The 18,690-nt window shown below is 56.5% G+C and carries 13 protein-coding genes; 6 read left to right on the forward strand and 7 right to left on the reverse strand.

The genetic code is table 11. The annotated features are described in order from the left end of the window. Nucleotides 1-12 precede the first annotated feature (12 nt). A complete protein-coding gene (gene serC, locus C7386_RS02165; protein ID WP_116704743.1) occupies nucleotides 13-1,104 on the reverse strand; it encodes a 3-phosphoserine/phosphohydroxythreonine transaminase in 1,092 nt (363 codons plus the stop codon). A gap of 608 nt (nucleotides 1,105-1,712) precedes the next feature. Here serC and C7386_RS02170 point away from each other — a divergent pair. From C7386_RS02170 to C7386_RS02185, 4 genes are all read left to right on the forward strand, one after another. Next, entirely contained in the window at nucleotides 1,713-3,158 is a 1,446-nt protein-coding gene (locus C7386_RS02170) for an aminotransferase class I/II-fold pyridoxal phosphate-dependent enzyme (RefSeq protein ID WP_116704744.1), read from the forward strand. Nucleotides 3,159-3,219: 61 nt separating this feature from the next. Further along, nucleotides 3,220-3,543 carry a cyclic-di-AMP receptor gene (locus C7386_RS02175; protein WP_110435421.1) on the forward strand — a complete coding sequence of 108 codons (324 nt, stop codon included), beginning with the start codon at nucleotides 3,220-3,222 and terminating at the stop codon, nucleotides 3,541-3,543. Then, complete coding sequence (locus C7386_RS02180; protein ID WP_110435422.1) at nucleotides 3,540-4,421, forward strand: DNA polymerase III delta subunit-related protein; 882 nt, start codon at nucleotides 3,540-3,542, stop codon at nucleotides 4,419-4,421. The genes C7386_RS02175 and C7386_RS02180 overlap by 4 nt, the downstream gene beginning before the upstream one ends. 29 nt (nucleotides 4,422-4,450) lie before the next feature. Beyond that, nucleotides 4,451-5,584 (forward strand): PSP1 domain-containing protein, encoded by a 1,134-nt coding sequence (locus C7386_RS02185; protein WP_110435423.1) that lies wholly within the window; start codon nucleotides 4,451-4,453, stop codon nucleotides 5,582-5,584. Nucleotides 5,585-5,704: 120 nt separating this feature from the next. Here the strand turns inward: C7386_RS02185 and mfd are convergent, their stop codons facing one another. From mfd to C7386_RS02205, 4 genes are all read right to left on the reverse strand, one after another. Continuing rightward, on the reverse strand, nucleotides 5,705-9,169 hold the full coding sequence (gene mfd / locus C7386_RS02190; protein ID WP_116704745.1) for a transcription-repair coupling factor: 3,465 nt from the start codon (nucleotides 9,167-9,169) through the stop codon (nucleotides 5,705-5,707). Nucleotides 9,170-9,393: 224 nt separating this feature from the next. Beyond that, nucleotides 9,394-9,828 (reverse strand): Fe-S cluster assembly scaffold protein NifU, encoded by a 435-nt coding sequence (gene nifU / locus C7386_RS02195; protein WP_110435445.1) that lies wholly within the window; start codon nucleotides 9,826-9,828, stop codon nucleotides 9,394-9,396. Between the two features lie 117 nt (nucleotides 9,829-9,945). Beyond that, entirely contained in the window at nucleotides 9,946-11,187 is a 1,242-nt protein-coding gene (locus C7386_RS02200; protein ID WP_110435446.1) for a cysteine desulfurase family protein, read from the reverse strand. A 230-nt stretch (nucleotides 11,188-11,417) separates the two neighbouring features. Then, nucleotides 11,418-12,413 carry a putative ABC transporter permease gene (locus tag C7386_RS02205; protein WP_165815431.1) on the reverse strand — a complete coding sequence of 332 codons (996 nt, stop codon included), beginning with the start codon at nucleotides 12,411-12,413 and terminating at the stop codon, nucleotides 11,418-11,420. Between the two features lie 120 nt (nucleotides 12,414-12,533). Here C7386_RS02205 and C7386_RS02210 point away from each other — a divergent pair, with 120 nt between their 5' ends. Further along, complete coding sequence (locus C7386_RS02210) at nucleotides 12,534-13,712, forward strand: iron-containing alcohol dehydrogenase (protein WP_110435448.1); 1,179 nt, start codon at nucleotides 12,534-12,536, stop codon at nucleotides 13,710-13,712. A 251-nt stretch (nucleotides 13,713-13,963) separates the two neighbouring features. Then, the gene (locus C7386_RS02215) at nucleotides 13,964-14,815 is read left to right on the forward strand and encodes an AraC family transcriptional regulator (protein ID WP_110435449.1); all 852 of its coding nucleotides are present in this window, start codon (nucleotides 13,964-13,966) and stop codon (nucleotides 14,813-14,815) included. Between the two features lie 822 nt (nucleotides 14,816-15,637). Here the strand turns inward: C7386_RS02215 and C7386_RS02220 are convergent. Together C7386_RS02220 and C7386_RS02225 are read right to left on the reverse strand one after the other, a co-directional pair. Further along, nucleotides 15,638-17,233 carry a solute:sodium symporter family transporter gene (locus C7386_RS02220; RefSeq protein WP_110435450.1) on the reverse strand — a complete coding sequence of 532 codons (1,596 nt, stop codon included), beginning with the start codon at nucleotides 17,231-17,233 and terminating at the stop codon, nucleotides 15,638-15,640. Between the two features lie 343 nt (nucleotides 17,234-17,576). Further along, nucleotides 17,577-18,596, reverse strand: a complete 1,020-nt coding sequence (locus C7386_RS02225; RefSeq protein ID WP_110435451.1) for a sugar ABC transporter substrate-binding protein — start codon at nucleotides 18,594-18,596, stop codon at nucleotides 17,577-17,579. Nucleotides 18,597-18,690 lie beyond the last annotated feature (94 nt).

An 18,690-nucleotide genomic window follows, 5' to 3' on the forward strand; every position in this document is an offset into this window, starting at 1 on the left:
TATGGATAGAAATTACTTGTTTTCTTCAGCGAATTTCTTCATGAAGTCGATGAGCTTCTCAACGCCCTCGATCGGCATTGCGTTATAGATGGAAGCACGCATGCCGCCTACCGAACGGTGGCCCTTCAGGTTGGACATGCCGGCTGCCATGGACTCCTTGGCAAACTTTGCGTCCAGCTCGTCGTTGCCGGTGCGGAAGGTTACGTTCATGTGGCTGCGGGAATCCTTTGCGGCTACAGTTTTGTAGAAGTCCTGAGAATCGAGGTAATCGTACAGCATGGAGGAACGCTTTTCAGCACGCTCCTGCATAGCCTTTACGCCGCCCATGTCTTCAACCCACTTGGCAACCAGACCGAGTACATAGATGCCGTACGTGGGAGGCGTGTTGTACATGGAATCCTTATCAGCCATGGTCTTCCAGTCCAGCATAACCGGATACTTCTCGAGCGGATAGTTGCCGAGCAGATCCTCGCGGACGATGACAACGGTAACACCGGCCGGGCCCATGTTCTTCTGTGCGCCGGCGTAGATAACGCCGTACTTGGAAACATCAACCGGCTTGGACAGGATGTTGGAGGACATATCCGCTACCAGCTCAACGCCTGCCGGGGTCTCGGGATCGTACTGATACTCGGTGCCGTAGATGGTGTTGTTGGCGCAGATGTAGAAGTAGTCGGCATCCGGACGGATATCCAGCTCATCCTGCGTCGGAACGTGGTCGAAGTTGGTCTCCTTGGAGGAGAATGCAGCGTGCATGTCGCCGAACTTCTGTGCTTCCTTGTAGGCCTTGAAAGCGAAGCTGCCGGTCAGCGCGTAGTCAGCCTTGCCGGTCTTCAGCAGGTTCATCGGGATCGCTGCAAACTGGGTGGTAGCGCCGCCCTGCAGGAACAGAACCTTGTAGTTATCCGGAATAGAGAGTACGCGGCGCAGCGTAGCCTCGGTCTCCTTGATGATGCCGTCATATACCTTTGAACGGTGACTCATCTCCATGACTGACATACCGGAGCCCTGATAGTTCAGCATGTCGGCTGCACAGCGCTCAAGCACCGGAACCGGAAGCATGGAGGGGCCTGCGGAAAAATTGTAGATACGATTGTCTGCCATAGTGAATAGCCTGCCTTTCAAATATAAGCGTAAAGACGTTCCCGGTTTACATATCACAGTCTGTCGCGGTGATATTACTTTTATGAATGGAACGTATTATTTATTATAATACAAAGCTCTGCCGTTTGCTACCGAAAAATGTCCCAAAAAATTCGCAATGAATGATTGATTGTCTGCACATTGTGGACAGTTCATGAAAATTAGTAATGCGTAATCAAAAATCAGTAATTTTTTGTGATAGGTAAATGTACGGCTGCGAATATGGACTGCACCCATGTTCTCTCTTATGACTGTTTATCCGGACTACTGCAGGGCGGGGTGACCCCACCCGCCCTGCACTAACACTTTTAGAAAATATTATAGGCAATACCGCATAATTGAACAAGAGTGATTTGCGAGTAAATTTTGCGTACTGACGAGGCACAGTTTTGCGGTAATACTTGATGTATTACCGTGAAACTGCAACAAAGTCAGGACACAAAATTTCCGCAAAGCACCGCCGCTTTAATTGTGCGGTGTTGCCTATACTGCGTTATTCTCAATTTGCCAACCTACTCCCCTTCTGCTATACTGATAGTCAGTTATAATAGTGAGGAGTCAACTGTATTATGCACCACCGCCGACCGGCTGCGCCGCACAGCCACCGTCCCAATCACAGACAGATCAACCGCCTGATGCCGTTCACGACGGCGCCGCTGTTCCATGCTCTGCAGCTGCTCGAGACCGGCGACTCCGCGCGGTTTCACATGCCCGGTCACAAGGGTGAGCCGGTTTTCAACACATACGCGGATATTTTTGCCATCGACTTTACCGAAACCTACGGCACCGGCAACCTGTACACCGGCGAAGGTCCTATCCGCGATGCAGAGGTTGCCGCCGCGCGGTATTTCGGCTCGGAGGACTGCTTTTTTCTGACCGGCGGCTCGACACAGGGCATTCTCGCTATGCTCGGCACAGCGGTCGGACGCGGCGGCGCTGTCCTGCTCGACCGTGAGGTACACAAGTCCGTCTGCTACGGCTGCGCGCTGCTCGGCATTACGCCGTATTTCTTTTCTGCACCGCTGATCGAGCCATTCGCGGTTTCCGGCGCGCTTCCGGTCAAGGATGCGGAAGCACAGCTGATTGCGCATCCGGAGATCAAGGCAATCCTTCTGACCTCTCCGACCTATTACGGCATCCGGCGGGCGATTCCTGAGTTTGCCGATCTGTGCCGCGCGCACGGCAAGCTGCTGCTCGTAGACGGTGCACACGGTGCACACTTCCCTGCCGTCGGCCTGCCGACGCCGGTCGCGGAAGGTGCGGATATGGCCGTGCTCTCCATGCACAAAACGCTGACGTGCATGGGACAGGGCGCCGTTCTGCTCTCCGCGGCAGGCGTGGACCGCCGCGCGCTGCGCGAAAACACCATGCTGTTCGGCACATCCAGTCCGTCCTATCCCATTATGGCATCCATTGACCTTGCGCGTGCCTACACCGAGGGGCCCGGTCACGCGGAGTACCGCCGCTCGGCGGAAACCTGCGCCGAACTGCGTGCCTATGTGCAGCACCGAACCATGTTCACCGCACTGACCGAGGATCATTTTCCGGCGCTTGACCCATGCCGTCTGACGGTGTGCACCGCCGGAACCGACATCACCGGTCACCAGCTGGCCGATACGCTGTGGAGCGAATGCGGCGTGGCGTGCGAGATGGCGGACGACCGCAATGTTGTGTTCATCCTCACCGGCTCCGACCCGAACGGTGCGATCAGCCGTCTGAAACGCGGTCTGCGGCGCATTTCCAGACGGCGCGAGCTGATTCCCCTGCCGTCCCTGTCCGCACCGTTTCCGCCCGCCGAGCGCGTGATGAGCGTGCGCGACGCATGGTTCTCACAGACCGGCAGAGTCCAGCCTGCCGCTGCCGAGGGTCTGGTCTGCGCCCGTCCGGTCACGCCGTATCCGCCCGGTGTGCCGCTGCTCTGGCCCGGCGAGAAAATTACAGGAGCGCACATTGCACTTATCCGTGAAAGATGGTACAATACAATAGATGAAATAACCGTTGTTGTCCATCAATAACGCATCTCATCCAAGCAAACGATATGTTTCCGCGCAGCAATGCGTATAGGGGGTTACTATTATGAAAATGGTACTGGCTATCATCAATTATGATGATTCGCAGGATGTTATCTCCAGCCTGATGAAAGCAGGCTTCTCCATCACCAAGCTGGCGACCACCGGCGGTTTCCTCAAAGCAGGCAACGTCACGATCCTGATTGGTCTGGACGAGAGCAAGCTGGATGAGTGCTTTGACATCATCCGCGAGCACTCCTCCTCCCGCAAGCAGATCATGCCGGCAACCGCTGAGCTCGGCATGGGCTTTTTCCCGTCCACGCCGGTGCAGGTCGAAGTCGGCGGCGCAACCGTATTTGTACTCAACGTCGAGCGTTTTGAAAAGCTGTGATTTCATTTGACGCACTTGCGGGCAACAATGCGCTCAAAAACAGCCTGAAGCATGCGCTGAACGAGCGGTTTCCGCAGACCGTGCTGCTGTCCGGTGACGATCCGGCAGCGCTCAAAACCCTTGCGACTGTACTCGCGGCCGGTATTTTATGCGAAGGCGCGGGCAGTCATCCGTGCGGAAACTGTCTGCCGTGCCGCAAGGTGGAGCAGGGTGTGCACCCGGATCTGATGATCGTGGACGAAGGAGAGGCCGAACTCAAGGTCGATCTGGCGCGTCAGCTCAAGGCAGAAAACGCCATTATCCCAAACGACGGCGAACGCCGTGTGACAGTCATTCACCATGCGCAGAATCTCAATCCCATGGCGCAGAATGCGCTGCTCAAGGAGCTGGAGGAGCCGCCTGCGTATGCGTTCTTCATTCTGACCGCCGAGCAGCCGGATTCGCTGCTGCAGACCGTGCGCTCGCGCTGCACTAAATTCGCGCTCGAGCCGTCGCAGGCGGCGGTGTCGGACGAGGAAGCGGCAACCCTGCTTGCACCCTATCTCTCTGCGGTTGCCGAACGGCGCGAGGACCGCATGATGCTCAGTGCAATGGGTCTGGAAAAGACGCCGCGCCGCGCACTCTCAGGCGTGCTCGGCATTCTGCAGGCCGCTGTCCGGGACGCGATTTTTGTCTCGAAGGCTCTGCCGCAAAAGCCGCTGCAGCCTGCGCTCCGCAAGCAGACGCAGGCACTCGCCGGCGCCGTCAGTATGGAACGTCTGTTGGCGGTCTACGATTTTATTGATGTGCTGATCGACCGTGTGTCGCGCAATGCGGCATCCGCGGCTGTCACCTGTGCATTAACGAGCGATATTTACCGCATCTGTTACGCTTCCTAAGCGTTTCCATCATACAGGAGGAAAACTTTTTGACAACAATAATCGGAGTTCGTTTCAAATCGAACGGAAAAATGTATTATTTCGACCCGCAGGGTCTGGAAATCGCACCCGGTACGGGTGTGATCGTCGAGACGGCACGCGGCGTGGAATACGGCGACTGCGTGCAGGGCAACACCGATGTGCCCGATCAGCAGGTCGTGCAGCCGCTCAAGCGCGTGGTCCGTGTGGCAACCGAGACCGATATGAAAACGCTCGAGCGCAACAAAAAGCGTGCCGACGAGGCGTTTATTATCTGCAAGCAGAAGATCGAGGACCGCGGTCTGGAAATGAACCTTGTCACCGCGGAATGCACCTTTGATATGAACAAGCTGCTGTTTTACTTCACCGCAGACGGCCGCGTGGACTTCCGCGAACTGGTTAAGGACCTTGCGAGCGTGTTCCGTACCCGCATTGAGCTGCGCCAGATCGGCGTGCGCGATGAGGCGAAGATGATCGGCGGTCTGGGCTGCTGCGGCCGCGAGCTGTGCTGCAGCTCGTATCTCGATGATTTCCATCCGGTCTCCATCAATATGGCAAAGGATCAGAACCTGTCGCTCAATCCGGCGAAAATTTCCGGTGTGTGCGGCCGTCTGATGTGCTGTCTCAAGTATGAGCATGAGGCCTACGCCGAACTGCAGAAGGTCACGCCGCGTCAGGGCAGCGTGGTCGATACGCCGGAAGGCCGCGGCAAGGTGATTTCCACCCAGATGCTGCGCGGCACCTGCAAGGTGCAGCTGGACGACAGTCCGGAGCACTCGCTGACCGAGTTCCAGTGCACGCAGTGCTGCATGGTAAAGGGTGCGTGCCGCAACCGTCAGAATGCCGCCGCTATGGCCGAGGAACGCCGCAAGCGCGAGGATCAGGAGGATGCTGCCGCTCCCGCACCCAAAAAGGATGCACCGAAAAAGAGCGAGACTCCGCATCAGAAGCCGCAGCAGCCGCGTCCGCCGCGCAAGCCTGCCCCGCAGCAGACTGCAGGAGATGAACTGCCCGAAGATGCTCAGAATGAGCTGTCGCCGGACGGTGAAGGTGCGCCGCGCCGTCGCCGCCGCAGAGGCGGAAGACGCCGCCGCAAGCCGAATGGCGAAAACGGTGCTCCGGAACAGAATTCCGGCGAAGAATGAGAAAAAGAGCGAAACCGTATGGTTTCGCTCTTTTTTTGTGCAAATACAGCCGCTCCCCTCTCTGCAAGTGCAGTGAAGCAAATTGACTGCAATGAATCGCGCTTTCTATCATTCTCGTTCTTATTTTGCCGTGGCAGCGTACTTATCAACCAGCGTCTGCGCCATTTCCATCGCTGTCTCGCCCTTATTCAGGCGCAGCGACAGATACGGTGTCGAACCGGCATTGAGCAGCAGGCGGCCCTTGAATTCACTGTCGCCGCAGAGCGCAGACAGGCGCGCGAAATCGGTCTCGGAGAAGGTGAGCAGCAGTCGTCCGTCCTGCTGCTTGATCTCCGCAATCCCCTGCTCGCTGGCCTTGGCACGCAGCAGCGCGATATCCAGCAGCGCGATGGCCTCCGCAGGCGGCTCACCGAAGCGGTCGATCAGCTCATCGAGCATATCACTGCGCTGCTCGTCCGTGCGGATGAGCGCGATACGGCGGTACAGATCGACACGCTGCCCCGCATCCGCAACATAATCAGCGGGAAGATTGGCAGAAATCAGCAGCTCGGCCGCACAATCAACACGCGGCTTGGGTGTTTCGCCCTTCTCCTCCTGCACAGCCTCTTCGAGCAGCTTGAGGTACAGATCATAGCCGACGCTCATCATGTGGCCGGACTGCTCGGGACCAAGCACATTGCCGGCACCGCGAATTTCCAGATCACGCATGGCAATCTTGAAGCCCGAGCCGAACGCCGCGAACTCACGAATTGCACCAAGGCGCTTCTGCGCGATCTCACTGAGCGCCTTGCCATGCCGATAGCACAGGTACGCATACGCATGGCGCGACGAACGACCGACACGGCCGCGAATCTGGTGCAGCTGCGCCAGACCCATATTGTCTGCATTCTCGATGATAAGCGTGTTCGCGTTCGGAATATCAATGCCGGTTTCAATAATCGTGGTGCAGACCAGAATATCAATCTCGCCGTCCGCCATCTCGTTCATAACCTTTGCGATCTCTTTCTGACCCATTTTGCCGTGAACGATGCCGATTCGCGCATCCGGAAGCCGCTGCTGCCACATGTTCGCACATCGCTCGATGGACTCCACGCGGTTGTGCAGATAGTATACCTGTCCGCCGCGTCCCAGCTCACGCCGGATGGCATCAAGCAGCACGCCGTCGTTCTGCTCAAGCACGAACGTCTGCACCGGATGACGGTTCTGCGGCGGCTCCTCGATGGAGGACATATCGCGGATACCGGACAGCGCCATGTTGAGCGTGCGTGGGATCGGCGTTGCCGACAGCGTGAGCACATCCACGTTTTTGCTCATTTCCTTGAGCGTTTCCTTGTGCCCGACGCCGAACCGCTGTTCCTCGTCCACGACGAGCAGACCGAGATCCTTGAACTTGATCTTCTTGTTGAACAGCTTGTGCGTGCCGATAACCAGATCGACCGAGCCCGCCTCCAGCTTTTTGAGCAGCGCAGTCTGCTCCGAACCGGTCTTATAGCGCGTTAACAGCTCGATCGTGATCGGGTGACCCTGAAAACGCTGCATCGCGGTCAGATAATGCTGCCGCGCAAGCACGGTCGTCGGTACGAGGATAGCCGCCTGCTTGCCCGCGAGAATGCACTTCATCACGGCACGCAGCGCGACCTCGGTCTTGCCGAAGCCAACGTCGCCGCACAGCAGGCGGTCCATCGGCCGGTCGGACTGCATATCGTCCTTGATCTCGGCAATGCAGCGGAGCTGATCGTCGGTCTCCTCGTAGGGAAAATCCTCCTCAAACTCGCGCTGCCACGCGTCATCCGGCGGGAAGGCGTAGCCCTTGACCTTGGCGCGCTCGGCATACAGCTTGATGAGACCCTCGGCCAGCTCCTTTGCAGCCGCTTTGGCGCGTGCTTTCGCCTTGCTCCAGTCCGCGCCGCCGAGCTTGTTCAGCCGCACGCGCTCGTTGTCGCCGCCGCCGATGTATTTGGAGATGAGGTCGAGCGAGGTTGCCGGAACATACAGAAAATCCGTGCCCGCAAACGCAATTTTGATAAAATCGCGCTCGGAACCGTCCACCGTCATGCGCTCCATGCCGATAAACCGACCGATACCGTGGTGCTCATGCACGACCAGATCACCCGGTGTCAGGTCGGTGTACGACTTCACCTTATCACGGTTGGACTTCTTGACCTGCGTTTTCTTCCGCCGGGCAAGAACCTGTCCCTCGGTCATGACAACAAGACCGAGATCGGGATACTCAAAGCCGGCAGACAGCGTGCCCTCCATGATGTTGACACAGCCGCCCTTGGGCAGCAGATCGCTGATTTTTACGTTGAGACCGGTGTCGGTCAGCGCGTCCAGCATGTTCTGACAGCGCAGCGCACTGCCGCACACGACCGCCACCGCGCGTCCCTGCTCGGTATAGCTGCGGATATCGGCAGACGCCATGTCGAGGTTGCCGCCGTAGGCGTTCATCTGGTTGGCGATAAAGTTTTCCAGATGCTGCGGCGTCAGCTCGACTACGTTGTTGAGAAAGCTGTCCAGACGCAGAATCTGGCGTTTCATGCTGCATACGCCGACAAAATCGAGCGCATACTCACCGAGGGCGGGCGGCATTTCGCCGCGCTCGAGCAGAGCAGTTACGTCGTCGGCTACACGCGCGTGAAAATCGCGCACCGCATCGCGCAGACGGGGCGTGTCCTCGATGATGACGATGGCATTTTCGGGCAGATAGTCGAACGCGGTCGCCATTTCGGGATAAATGAGCGGCATATACTTGTCCGCTGCGGGCAGCGAACCGGTCTCGCGCAGACGTTCTGCGTCCCGTTCAAGGTTAGTCTGCAAATCCGCGTGCTGCTTCTTCCGGCGGGTCGAGGTGAGTGCCAGAACAGCCTTTGCCAGTCCTGCCGCACCGCCCTTCGCCAGTGCCGGAATGGATTCCATGCACGGCAGACAGCGCAAGCACTCGCACTGCTCCAACCGGCGCTGACTGCCGACGTCGAACGTGGAGATTGAGTCAATCTCATCGTCCCAGAATTCCACGCGGTACGGGTGCTCCGCCTGCGGCGGAAACACATCGAGGATGCCGCCGCGAATGGAAAACTGACCAGTGCCTTCGACCTGTACACAGCGCTCGTAGCCTGCGCGCGTGAGCGACTGTGCCAGCTCATCCAGCGGCGCGGTTTCACCGGTGGCCAGCGACACGATTGCCGCCTTGAGCGCCTCCGGCGGCATGGTGCGCTGAGCTGCCGCCTGCACGGACGCGACCGCAAAATGCGCTTCCGTCAGCTCGTCCAGTGCTGCCAGACGGCGCTGCTCGTAGCCGCGCGACACACCGACTACATCCGCCATCACCAGCTCACGAGAGGGCAGCTGTACAATGTCACGCTCGGAAAAACCGCGCAGATCAGCGGCAAATCGATTCGCAGTGTTGTCATCGTCGGTCAAAACCAGTACCGGACGATCTGTATCCAGTCCTAACGCCGCTGCCAGATGCGCCTTGTGGATGGCTGATAAGCCAACCGCCAGCACCGGAGTTTTGCTCTCATCAACGGCTTGTTTTAACTGTTTGTATTCTTTTAGAAAAGTTATACTTTTTGTAATTTCGTTCAAGAGGTTCACCTCCCTTTCATAATGGAAAATGGAGGAGTCCGCCTGTACAGGCGGTTATCGAATAATCGCGCAAAGCGCGATACCAGCGCAGCGCGACTGAAGTCTGCGCAAGGATAGCGCTAATTCGCAATTCTCCATTATTCATTCTTAATTATTGAGACACCAAAAGGGCAGATTTCTCAATCTGCCCTAATGTTATGCGTATTTTTTGCGGAATATGCGTGTTAGTCTGCCTTGTGGCAGGTCTCACAGTCTGCATCGCAGCCGAGAATCTCCGCCGGGTCCTTGCCCAGACGCTTGTAATAGTCAGAAATTGCAGAGCGCAGCGCTTCCTCTGCCAGCACGGAGCAGTGCATCTTTACCGGCGGCAGACCGTCCAGAGCCTCAGCAACGGCCTTGTTGGTCAGCTTGAGCGCTTCCTCCAGGCTCTTGCCCTTTACCATCTCGGTAGCCATCGAGCTGGTTGCGATTGCCGCGCCGCAGCCGAAGGTCTTGAACTTAACATCCTCGATGATGCCGTCGTCCGACACCTTGAGGTAAATCTTCATAATATCGCCGCACTTTGCGTTGCCGACCTCGCCGACACCGTTTGCGTCCTCAATCTCGCCAACATTGCGCGGATGCGTAAAGTGGTCGAGCACCTTTTCACTGTACTGCATAAAATCTATCTCCTTTTTGTCCAATCAAATGAATATATTGCAGGAAAATCAATCGTAGGGCGCGACGACCCCGGCGCGCCGAGTCGTCGCGCCCTACGGGATACGTTTCCGCTTATCTTAATGTGCGTGCAGCTCGGTTGCAGCGGTCAGGTTAGGATGACCGTTCTCCCAAACCGGGCTCATCGAGCGCAGGGTCTTAACAACATCGGTGACCGTCTCGATGATATAATCAACGTCCTCCTCGGTGTTCTGCTCGCCAAGGGTCAGGCGCAGAGAGCCGTGCGCGATCTCGTGCGGCAGACCGATCGCCATCAGAACATGAGACGGATCGAGCGAACCGGTGGAGCATGCCGAACCGGTGGAGCCGCATACGCCTGCGTTATCCAGTCGCAGGATCAGGCCCTCGCCCTCAATCGCCTCAAAGACGAACGAAGCGGTGCCCGGCAGACGGTTTACCGGATCGCCGGTATAGTGGGAGTACGGAATGTTCTCCATGATGCCCTTAACGAGCTTGTCCGTCAGCTTCTTGACGTAGCCCATCTTCTCATCCAGGCCTTCAACGGCCTCCTTCATCGCTGCCGCCAGACCGATGCAGCCTGCGGTGTTCTCGGTACCGGAAACCAGACCGCGCTCCTGACCGCCGCCGTATACCAGCGGCTCAAGGGTGATGCCCTTTTTCACATACAGCACGCCGGTGCCGCGCGGACCGCGGAACTTATGACCGGACAGGGACAGCATGTCGATGCCCATCTCCTGCACGTCAATGTGCATATGGCCAACAGCCTGAACCGCGTCGGTGTGGAACTTTGCGCCAACCGAATGCGCCAGCTCGGCAATCTGCTTGATCGGCTGAATCGTGCCGATCTCGTTGTTTGCCGCCATAACGGAAACCAGTGCGGTGTCCTCAGACAGCTCTGCTTTCAGCTGCTCAAGATCTACACGGCCTTCCTTATCCACATTCAGATAGGTAACGCGGTAGCCTTCCTTCTCAAGCGCCTCGCAGGTGTAAAGCACTGCATGATGCTCGATCTTGGAGGTGATGATGTGCTTGCGGCCCTTGGAAGACGGACCGTGCATAAAGCCGCGGATCGCAAGGTTGTCCGCCTGCGAGCCGCCGCCGGTGAATACAATCTCACCCGGTGCATAGTCGTTCTTCTCGTTGACCGGCTCTGCCGCGTTCAGGCACTTGCCGACAACGGTACGCGCATCGTTGAGCGCTTCCTTTGCCGCACGGCCGATGCGGTACAGAGAGGACGGGTTGCCGTAGTTCTCGGTCAGCCACGGCTTCATAGCGTTGAACGCAGTTTCGGACATCGGGGTCGTCGCCGCGTTATCCGCATATACAAATCTCTTTTCCATAGTATATCTGCCTTTCTTTGTCCAAAAAGGTTGTCTTAAACACAAGCTGAACAGACGGTTTTCGACGCGCGAAAACCCGAGTAAAATGATAGGTTCAGCGGGTACTATTAATATACACCCGAAACGGGTATTTTAGCAAGTGAAAAACTGACGAAACAGCACGCATATCCTGCTGCATTTTGCATTAGTTTGTGCATTTTGTGTAGTTTTATAAGGAGGTTAGCTTTGTTTTACCGGTGCGTGTGCGTATCGAGGCGCTTTTTCAGCCGTTCGAGCACCTCGGTATAACGCTCGGAGCGGGCGGTCGGGTTGCCGCGCAGCAGGCTCTTGCGGGTGCGGCCGAGTGCGGCTGCCCGCTCGTCAAAGCGGCGCTGCAGCTCGTCGAGCTTGGCCTGCAGCTGCTCGCGTGCGGCTTCGGTCTGCGCCCTGCGCTCGTCGGAGCGCATCTCATGCACGGCGGCAAGCTGCTCCTTCGCATCGTCCATTTTCTCGGAGAGCTGCGCTTTCGCGTCGGCAAGCTGCTCCCTGGCATCGTCCACACGCTCGGCAAGCTGTGCCTTCGCCTCGCCCACCTTCTCAGTGAATTCGCCGTGCGCTTCCTCTACACGGTAGGACAGGTTTGTCAGACCGACAAGCGCAGTCTCGGACAGCTGCTGTCGCAGCTCGGCTCCCTGCTCGCGCAAACGGTCGAGTTCCTCGAGCACCTTGGCGAGATCGAGTGCGCTGCGTACGGATACGATCACATCGCTGATAAATGCCGCCGAAAACAGAACGTCGATCACGATCAACCCGATAAACGGCAGACCGAGCACCAGCTTTTCAATCGGCGGGTGAATGACGCTCGTCAGGATCAGGCCGAGAAAGCCCCAGCACAGTGACGAGCGCAGGCAGATATAGCCCTGAAACTGGAATCTCTGCTTGGAGTAATCCCAGTATTTTACCTTGAATATCTTCTCCATCACCACACCGACAATGTATTCAAACACAGTCGCCGCGATCATGCTCGCCAGATACAGCCACACCGGATGCTGCTTTAACGGCAGAGAAACATGCAGCAGGATCACGGCGCCGAAGCCGTAAATCGGCAGCATGAGGCCGCGCAGGAAGCCGCGGTTGACCAGTCTGCGCTGTCCTACCGAGACCACGGTGGACTCAAAGCACCAGCCGAGCATACAGTACAGGTAGAAAACCAGCAGCCACTGGGCAGCGGAATAACTGTAATACACGCTCTCACTCCTCATGATTTGGATTTCTCATCTATTTATTCTATCGAATTTTTTGACTTTTTGCAAGGGGAACGATATAATAGAATCATACCATTTTAATAGGAAGGGTAGGAACGCCTAATGCTGAATTTTAATCTGCACACCACGACCGAGGTCGTATTTGGCAAAGATATTGAGGAACAGATCGGCCCGCGCCTGAAAGAACTCGGCGCACATCGCATCCTCGTACACTTCGGCGGCTCGAGCGCCCGCACCTCCGGTCTGCTCGACCGTGTGGAAAAAAGCCTGTTTGCGGCGGGTCTTGCCTTTGTTGAACTGGGCGGTGTATCACCGAACCCGAAGGTATCGCTTGTCCGCAAGGGCATTGCACTGGCAGAGCGAGAGGGCATCGACTTTGTGCTGGCAGTCGGCGGCGGCTCGGTAATCGACTCGGCGAAGGCCATCGCCATGGGCGTTGCCACAAAAACCGATCCGTGGCAGTTTGCATCTACCGGCACAAAGCCGGATACCACCCTGCCGGTCGGCACTGTACTGACGCTGGCAGCCTCCGGCTCGGAAAGCAGCAACTCCTGCGTACTCACCAATGAGGAGACCAAGGAGAAGCGCGGTATCACGAGCGAGACCAACCGTCCGCGCATCAGCTTCCTTGATCCGGAGAACACCTATACCGTGTCCAAATTCCAGACCGGCTGCGGCATTGTGGACATCATGATGCACACGCTCGAGCGTTACCTCACGCCGGAAGGCGGCGAAAGCGACATTACCGACCGCATTGCCGAGGGTCTGCTCATTGCCGTGCGCGATGCCGGCCGCCGCGCTATCGCCAATCCGCGCGATTATGAGGCGCGTGCGTCCCTGATGTGGGCGGGCAGCGTTTCACATAACGATTACACCGGCTGCGGCCGCAAGCGTCTGTTCCCGGTGCATAAGCTCGAGCATGAGCTGTCCGCGTTCCGCGATGAGATTGCACACGGTGCCGGTCTGTCCGTGCTGTTCCCGGCCTGGGCGCTGTACGAAATGAAGAACGATTTTCCGCGCTTTGCTCAGCTGGCGAACCGCGTATTTGGCGTGGAGATGGATTTCCATCATCCCGAGCGCACCGCGCGCGAAGGCATCCTGACCATGAAGCGCTTCTTTGAGGAGATCGGCATGCCGACGCATCTGGCGCAGCTGGGCATCAAGCCGGAGAATTACGCACAGCTGGCAGCGAATACCGTCCGCACGGTCAAGGGTCCGGTCAAGAGCTATTCCGCACTCGACGAACAGGCTATCATCGAGATTTATAAGCTGGCGGAGTAAAACCGCCTGTGCCAAAGACGGTGCAATAAGCGTAACAACTGCGAAGGGAAGGCTGTGCAGCAGCCGCTCCCTGCAGCCCATCACCAAAACCATAATGACCGCTCGGTACCAGCCGAACGGTCATTTATTTTATCCATCTCCGCAATTACCGTCCGGTCGGACGTTTTTTTGCTTCGGGGTTGCTCTGAACTGCCGAAGGTGGTAGGATAAAAGCAGCAAAGCTATCGAGAACAAATGAAAGCAGGGATTTTATGCAAATTGTAGATACCGGCGTACTGACCCCGTCCTTCATGGACTTCTCACTGCCGTCCGAATTTGCGAAAAGCGCGCTGTATTACTGCCCGCAGTTCGGTCAGTTCATCTGCAACAGCGATTACCGGATCGAACGAAACGGCATTGACCAATACCTGCTGATCTACATCAACAGTGGTTCGCTCTGCATCCGCACAGACGGTATGACCGCCGAGGCGCATGAGGGCGAAATAGCGCTGTTCGACTGCCGCAAGCCGCACTGCTACTGGTGTCCGGACAAGGTTGACTTCTACTGGTTTCACTTCAACGGTGCGGGCAGCAAGCAGTACACCGAATATCTGACCGAGCGATTCGGCCTTGTGCACGAAAAGCAGCCGATGCTGTCGCTCAAGGATCAGTTCCGCACGGTCGTGCACTCGGCGCAGTACGGCATGAGCACGCAGTTTGCCTCCATGAACGAGCACCAGATTTCCATTGCGGTACACAGCATTCTGGGTGGTCTGGCGTCGCAGACCGTGCGAACCACCGTCACCAGTGAGCTGCTTGCACCGGCACTGGCGTACATTCACGGTCATTTTGCCGATGATATTTCGCTGGACGACCTTGCCGGGATGTGCGGCATCAGCAAATCGCACTTTATCCGCAGCTTCAAGCGATACGTCGGCTGTACGCCGCATGAGTATCTGCTGCAGTACCGTCTGCGTCAGTCCAAGCGTCTGCTGCTGTCCAGCGACCTGACCGTTGAACAGATTGCCGAGGACTGCGGCTTCAACAGTGCATCGCACTTTGCGCGGGCATTCCGGCAGGAGACGGATATTTCGCCAACGGCGTTCCGGGCTATTTCGTTCTGATTTTACCATATCAGACGTTATCTGTGTGCTAAAGAATACGGAATGGGTGCTAACCCTTAGCTGGGGTTCCAAAAGGATAGACACCAAAGTTTGCCCGTAGGCCACTAAACCTTGTTCCCGCGCCGTGCGCGGATTAAACGAGTACTATCCTCTTGGGACTCCAGTTTCCTTTATTTGTTTGTCTGGCGAAAATCGGAGAGCGGCGACCGCTTCGAAATTTGGGAACGGCAGTCGGGTGACCGTTGCGAGTCTTTCTCCGCCTTTTCGCAGTTCACAGATAACTTACCGCTACACAGGCGGTTTCATCTCAGCAGGCGCGACATACCCGTGTCGCGCAACTCGTTAGTCTGGATATGACAGACAGCACCTGCGAATTTATCTATTTAGAACCGTTTAGCCGCGCAGGTGCTTTCTATTACCACGTGCCGACAAATTGTGCAGCACTGCTATGCCGCACCTTGCGTTGATGAAACCGTATGTGTAGCAGCAAGGTATCCGACCCTTCGAATAGGTTGAGAAAGACACGGTAGTAAAAATCCTCTGCCGTTCCCCTATTTCGGAGCGGTCGCCAGTCTCTGGTATGCGCCAGACTAAGAAATAAAGTGAAACGGGAGTTAAGAGGGTAGAAACCGCAGGTGTCTACCCTCTTGCCCCCGCCGCCGAGCGCGGCAAATCCTCTCGCTGAGGTTCAGCGAAAAACACCCCGCCCGTTCGGGCGAACCGCCTGCGCGGTTCGTGTGCCCCAGAAAGCCGGTGCCGAATATCTGAACGCAAAAAAGACAGACCGCAACAGTGATCTGTCTTTTATTTCGGTTTGCTTTATCAGCCGCCCAGACCCAGAGGAGAGAACAGCACATAAATGCCTGCCAGCAGGATGAACGTAACTGCGATAACCGGCTTGCGGTACTTCCACGGGGTCATATCAACAACCTCGAGGTCAGGCAGTACATACGCTTCCTTGCGCGGTGCAGCCTTGGTCAGAATCGCCATCAGGATCAGGTCAATTACGAATGCGCCTACTTCAAAGTACAGGAAGTGGAACGGCAGAAGGTTCATCATCAGGCCATAGCATACGATATGGACAATGATGGCAACCTTCGGTGCAAAGCTCGGCATGCGCGGAGCCAGAATACCCATAACAACGATGGCCAGAACCGGAACGCCGTAGTAGCCCCACATCTGATTGAGGAAGGTGCTGATGCCGGCCGGCAGATACAGCAGGAACGGTGCGATAATAATGGATGCCAGACACAGCACGATGCCGAAACGCTTTGCAATGGTGATCAGCTGTGCATCCGTGCGCTTCCTCTTGGAGATAACCGGAAGGATGTCCAGGGTGAACAGCGTCATGGAGCTGTTCAGTACCGAGTTAAAGGAGGACAGGATCGCACCGAACATGACTGCTGCAAAGAAACCCAGTACCGGAGTCGGCAGGATGTCCTTGATCAGAGACGGGTACGCCATATCGAAGTCGGTCAGTACGCCGCCGTCACGGATGAACTGGATCACGCCGGGCGCTACCAGAAAGATCGGGCAGAATACGCAGGTAAGACCGGTCAGCAGCGAGCCTTTCTGCGCTTCCTTCAGGTTCTTCGCGCCGAGTACGCGCTGCATGATGGACTGGTTGGTGCACCAGTAAGAGATATGGTTGATACCACAGCCAAGTACGATCATCGGCCACGGAATGTACGGCGGCTGTGCGTTGGCAGGCTGGATCGCATTCAGGTGCTCCGGAGAGGAGGTAGCGAAAAGACGGATGCCTTCTGCGATGCTGCCGTCGCCCAGCGCGATAAATGCCAGAACCGGGATCAGGATGACCGCGCCGATGATAAAGATGATGCCGTTCAGAGAGTCTGATACGGCTACGGCCTTCAGGCCGCCGAAGATTGCATAGATACCGCCGATTATGCCGAGTGCGACGCACATTACGGTGGTTGCCATGAAACGGTTGCCGCCCATCAGTGCGGTAATACCGAAGATACGCTCCATCGCTACCGAGCCTGCGTACAGCACCAGCGGCAGCATGGTTACAATATAAGCGACAAGGAAAATGAACGATACAATGACGCGGGTTGCGCGGTCAAAGCGGCTTTCCAGAAATTCCGGGATAGTGGAAATGCCTAGCTTGAAATACTTCGGGATGAAGAACAGTGCCATCAGCGTCAATGCGATTGGGCACATGGTCTCCCAGCCCATTGCAGTCATGCCGGCTGCATAACCCTGACCGTTGCGGCCTACCAGCTGCTCCGCGGACAGGTTGGTCATCATCAGAGAACCAAAGATAACCAGACCGCTCAGGCTTCGGCCTCCAAGGAAGTAACCGTCTTTGCTGGTCTCGTCCGTTCCCTTGGTTTTAAGCCAGCTTACGAATGCCACTGCTACAGTGACAAGCACAAATGAACCCAGTGTAAATACCATTTTCTTGAAACCCCTCTTGTTTGCTGTGTAAATACGCTGCCACGGGTATTTGCAGCAGCGTGTCCCTCTTTTTCTCTGCAGCCTACAGGATAATCTGTACGGAATTGCTAATTTTGTATATCTCATCCAACTTCATTCCATAGCAATGCCCCCTAATCCTGCTTGGGCAGGAGCAGGGGGCACCACCATATAGAGAAATAGAATGAGAGAAAGGATCTTTGAAATTTGCGTTATATCCATATCGGATTGGCAGAACGTTGGAGCGTTTTCCTGCCGATCCGGAGAGAGGATCTTACGCGTGAACATTATCGCACAATCTGCGTTTGTGCGAAATGCAGTTTTCTTAGTGGAGCTGCGTCTTCAGGGTATCCAGACGCTCCTGCGCGTTGTCCGGGGTAACTACGTCAGAACCGGAGTCAACGAACTCGTCAACGGTCTCGCCGTCCAGAACCTGAACCATGGTCTCAACAGCCTTGTAGCCCATCTCGTAAGCCATCTGGGCAACAGACATCGTCATCTGACCGTCCAGGATTGCTTCACAAGCAGCGCGGTCACCATTGAAGCCGAGGAAGATGGTGTTCTTATATGCGTCATGGCCCTGCGCTGCACGGGCTGCTGCCATAGCCATATCGTCGTTGTTTGCGCAAATGATTGCGATGCCTTCCGGATGTGTCTGCATGATAGCTTCCATAGCGGTGGTAGCGCGGTCAGCAGTTGCATCTGCGTACTGTACTTCATCGCTCAGGAAGGTGCCGCCTGCTTCTTCAACGCCAGCCTTGTAGCCGTTCATACGAGCGGTGTTGGTCTGGTCGCCCTGTACGCCTGCGATCTCAATGCACTTGATGTCGGTCCATCCGGCAGCCTTGGCAGCCTCTACAGCAGCCTCGCCGCCCTTCTTGGCAGCAGCTTCGTTACCGGTACCTACGAAGGACTTAACCTCCGGTGCCGTGAAGTTGGTGTCGATAGCAACAATCGGCAGCTTGGTGCCGCTGACCAGCTGCGCTGCCGTATCCGACTGCAGCGGAGAAATAACAATGCCGTCATACGTGCCGGAGCTGAGGTCGGTCTCGATCATGTTCTGCATTTCATCGAATGCGGTCTCAGAACTTGGGCCCTTAACCTCTACCGTAACCTTGTCCGAATGCTCGGAAGCATAATCCTCAGCGCCCGACTTTACATACTGCCAGTACTCGGCAGCCAGAGTCTTCAGGATAACGCTGACCTTGTAGCTGCCGCCGGAAGCGGATGCGCCACCGTCATTACTGCTGCCATCGGTCGAGGCAGAATTGCCGCCGCCGCATGCGGTCATCGACAATGCCATCGCTCCTGCCAGCAACATCGCTAACACTCTCTTCTTGTTCATAATTTCTTCTCCTCTCTTTTTTCCGGGCCCTGCTCTCTCAGCGCCCTTTTACGCTTGTGTATTTCACACTTGCGTGTACTCTTTATCAGCAGTC

The organism is Agathobaculum butyriciproducens (genome assembly GCA_003096535.1).
Lineage (GTDB): Bacteria > Bacillota > Clostridia > Oscillospirales > Butyricicoccaceae > Agathobaculum > Agathobaculum butyriciproducens.

Coding starts and splice junctions, on each gene's coding strand:
- nifU (WP_110435445.1), bottom strand. CDS start 9,828: ATGCAGTACAGTGAAAAGGTGCTCGACCACTTTACGCATCCGCGCAAT.
- C7386_RS02170 (WP_116704744.1), top strand. CDS start 1,713: ATGCACCACCGCCGACCGGCTGCGCCGCACAGCCACCGTCCCAATCAC.
- serC (WP_116704743.1), bottom strand. CDS start 1,104: ATGGCAGACAATCGTATCTACAATTTTTCCGCAGGCCCCTCCATGCTT.
- C7386_RS02210 (WP_110435448.1), top strand. CDS start 12,534: ATGCTGAATTTTAATCTGCACACCACGACCGAGGTCGTATTTGGCAAA.
- C7386_RS02215 (WP_110435449.1), top strand. CDS start 13,964: ATGCAAATTGTAGATACCGGCGTACTGACCCCGTCCTTCATGGACTTC.
- C7386_RS02175 (WP_110435421.1), top strand. CDS start 3,220: ATGAAAATGGTACTGGCTATCATCAATTATGATGATTCGCAGGATGTT.
- C7386_RS02225 (WP_110435451.1), bottom strand. CDS start 18,596: ATGAACAAGAAGAGAGTGTTAGCGATGTTGCTGGCAGGAGCGATGGCA.
- C7386_RS02220 (WP_110435450.1), bottom strand. CDS start 17,233: ATGGTATTTACACTGGGTTCATTTGTGCTTGTCACTGTAGCAGTGGCA.
- C7386_RS02200 (WP_110435446.1), bottom strand. CDS start 11,187: ATGGAAAAGAGATTTGTATATGCGGATAACGCGGCGACGACCCCGATG.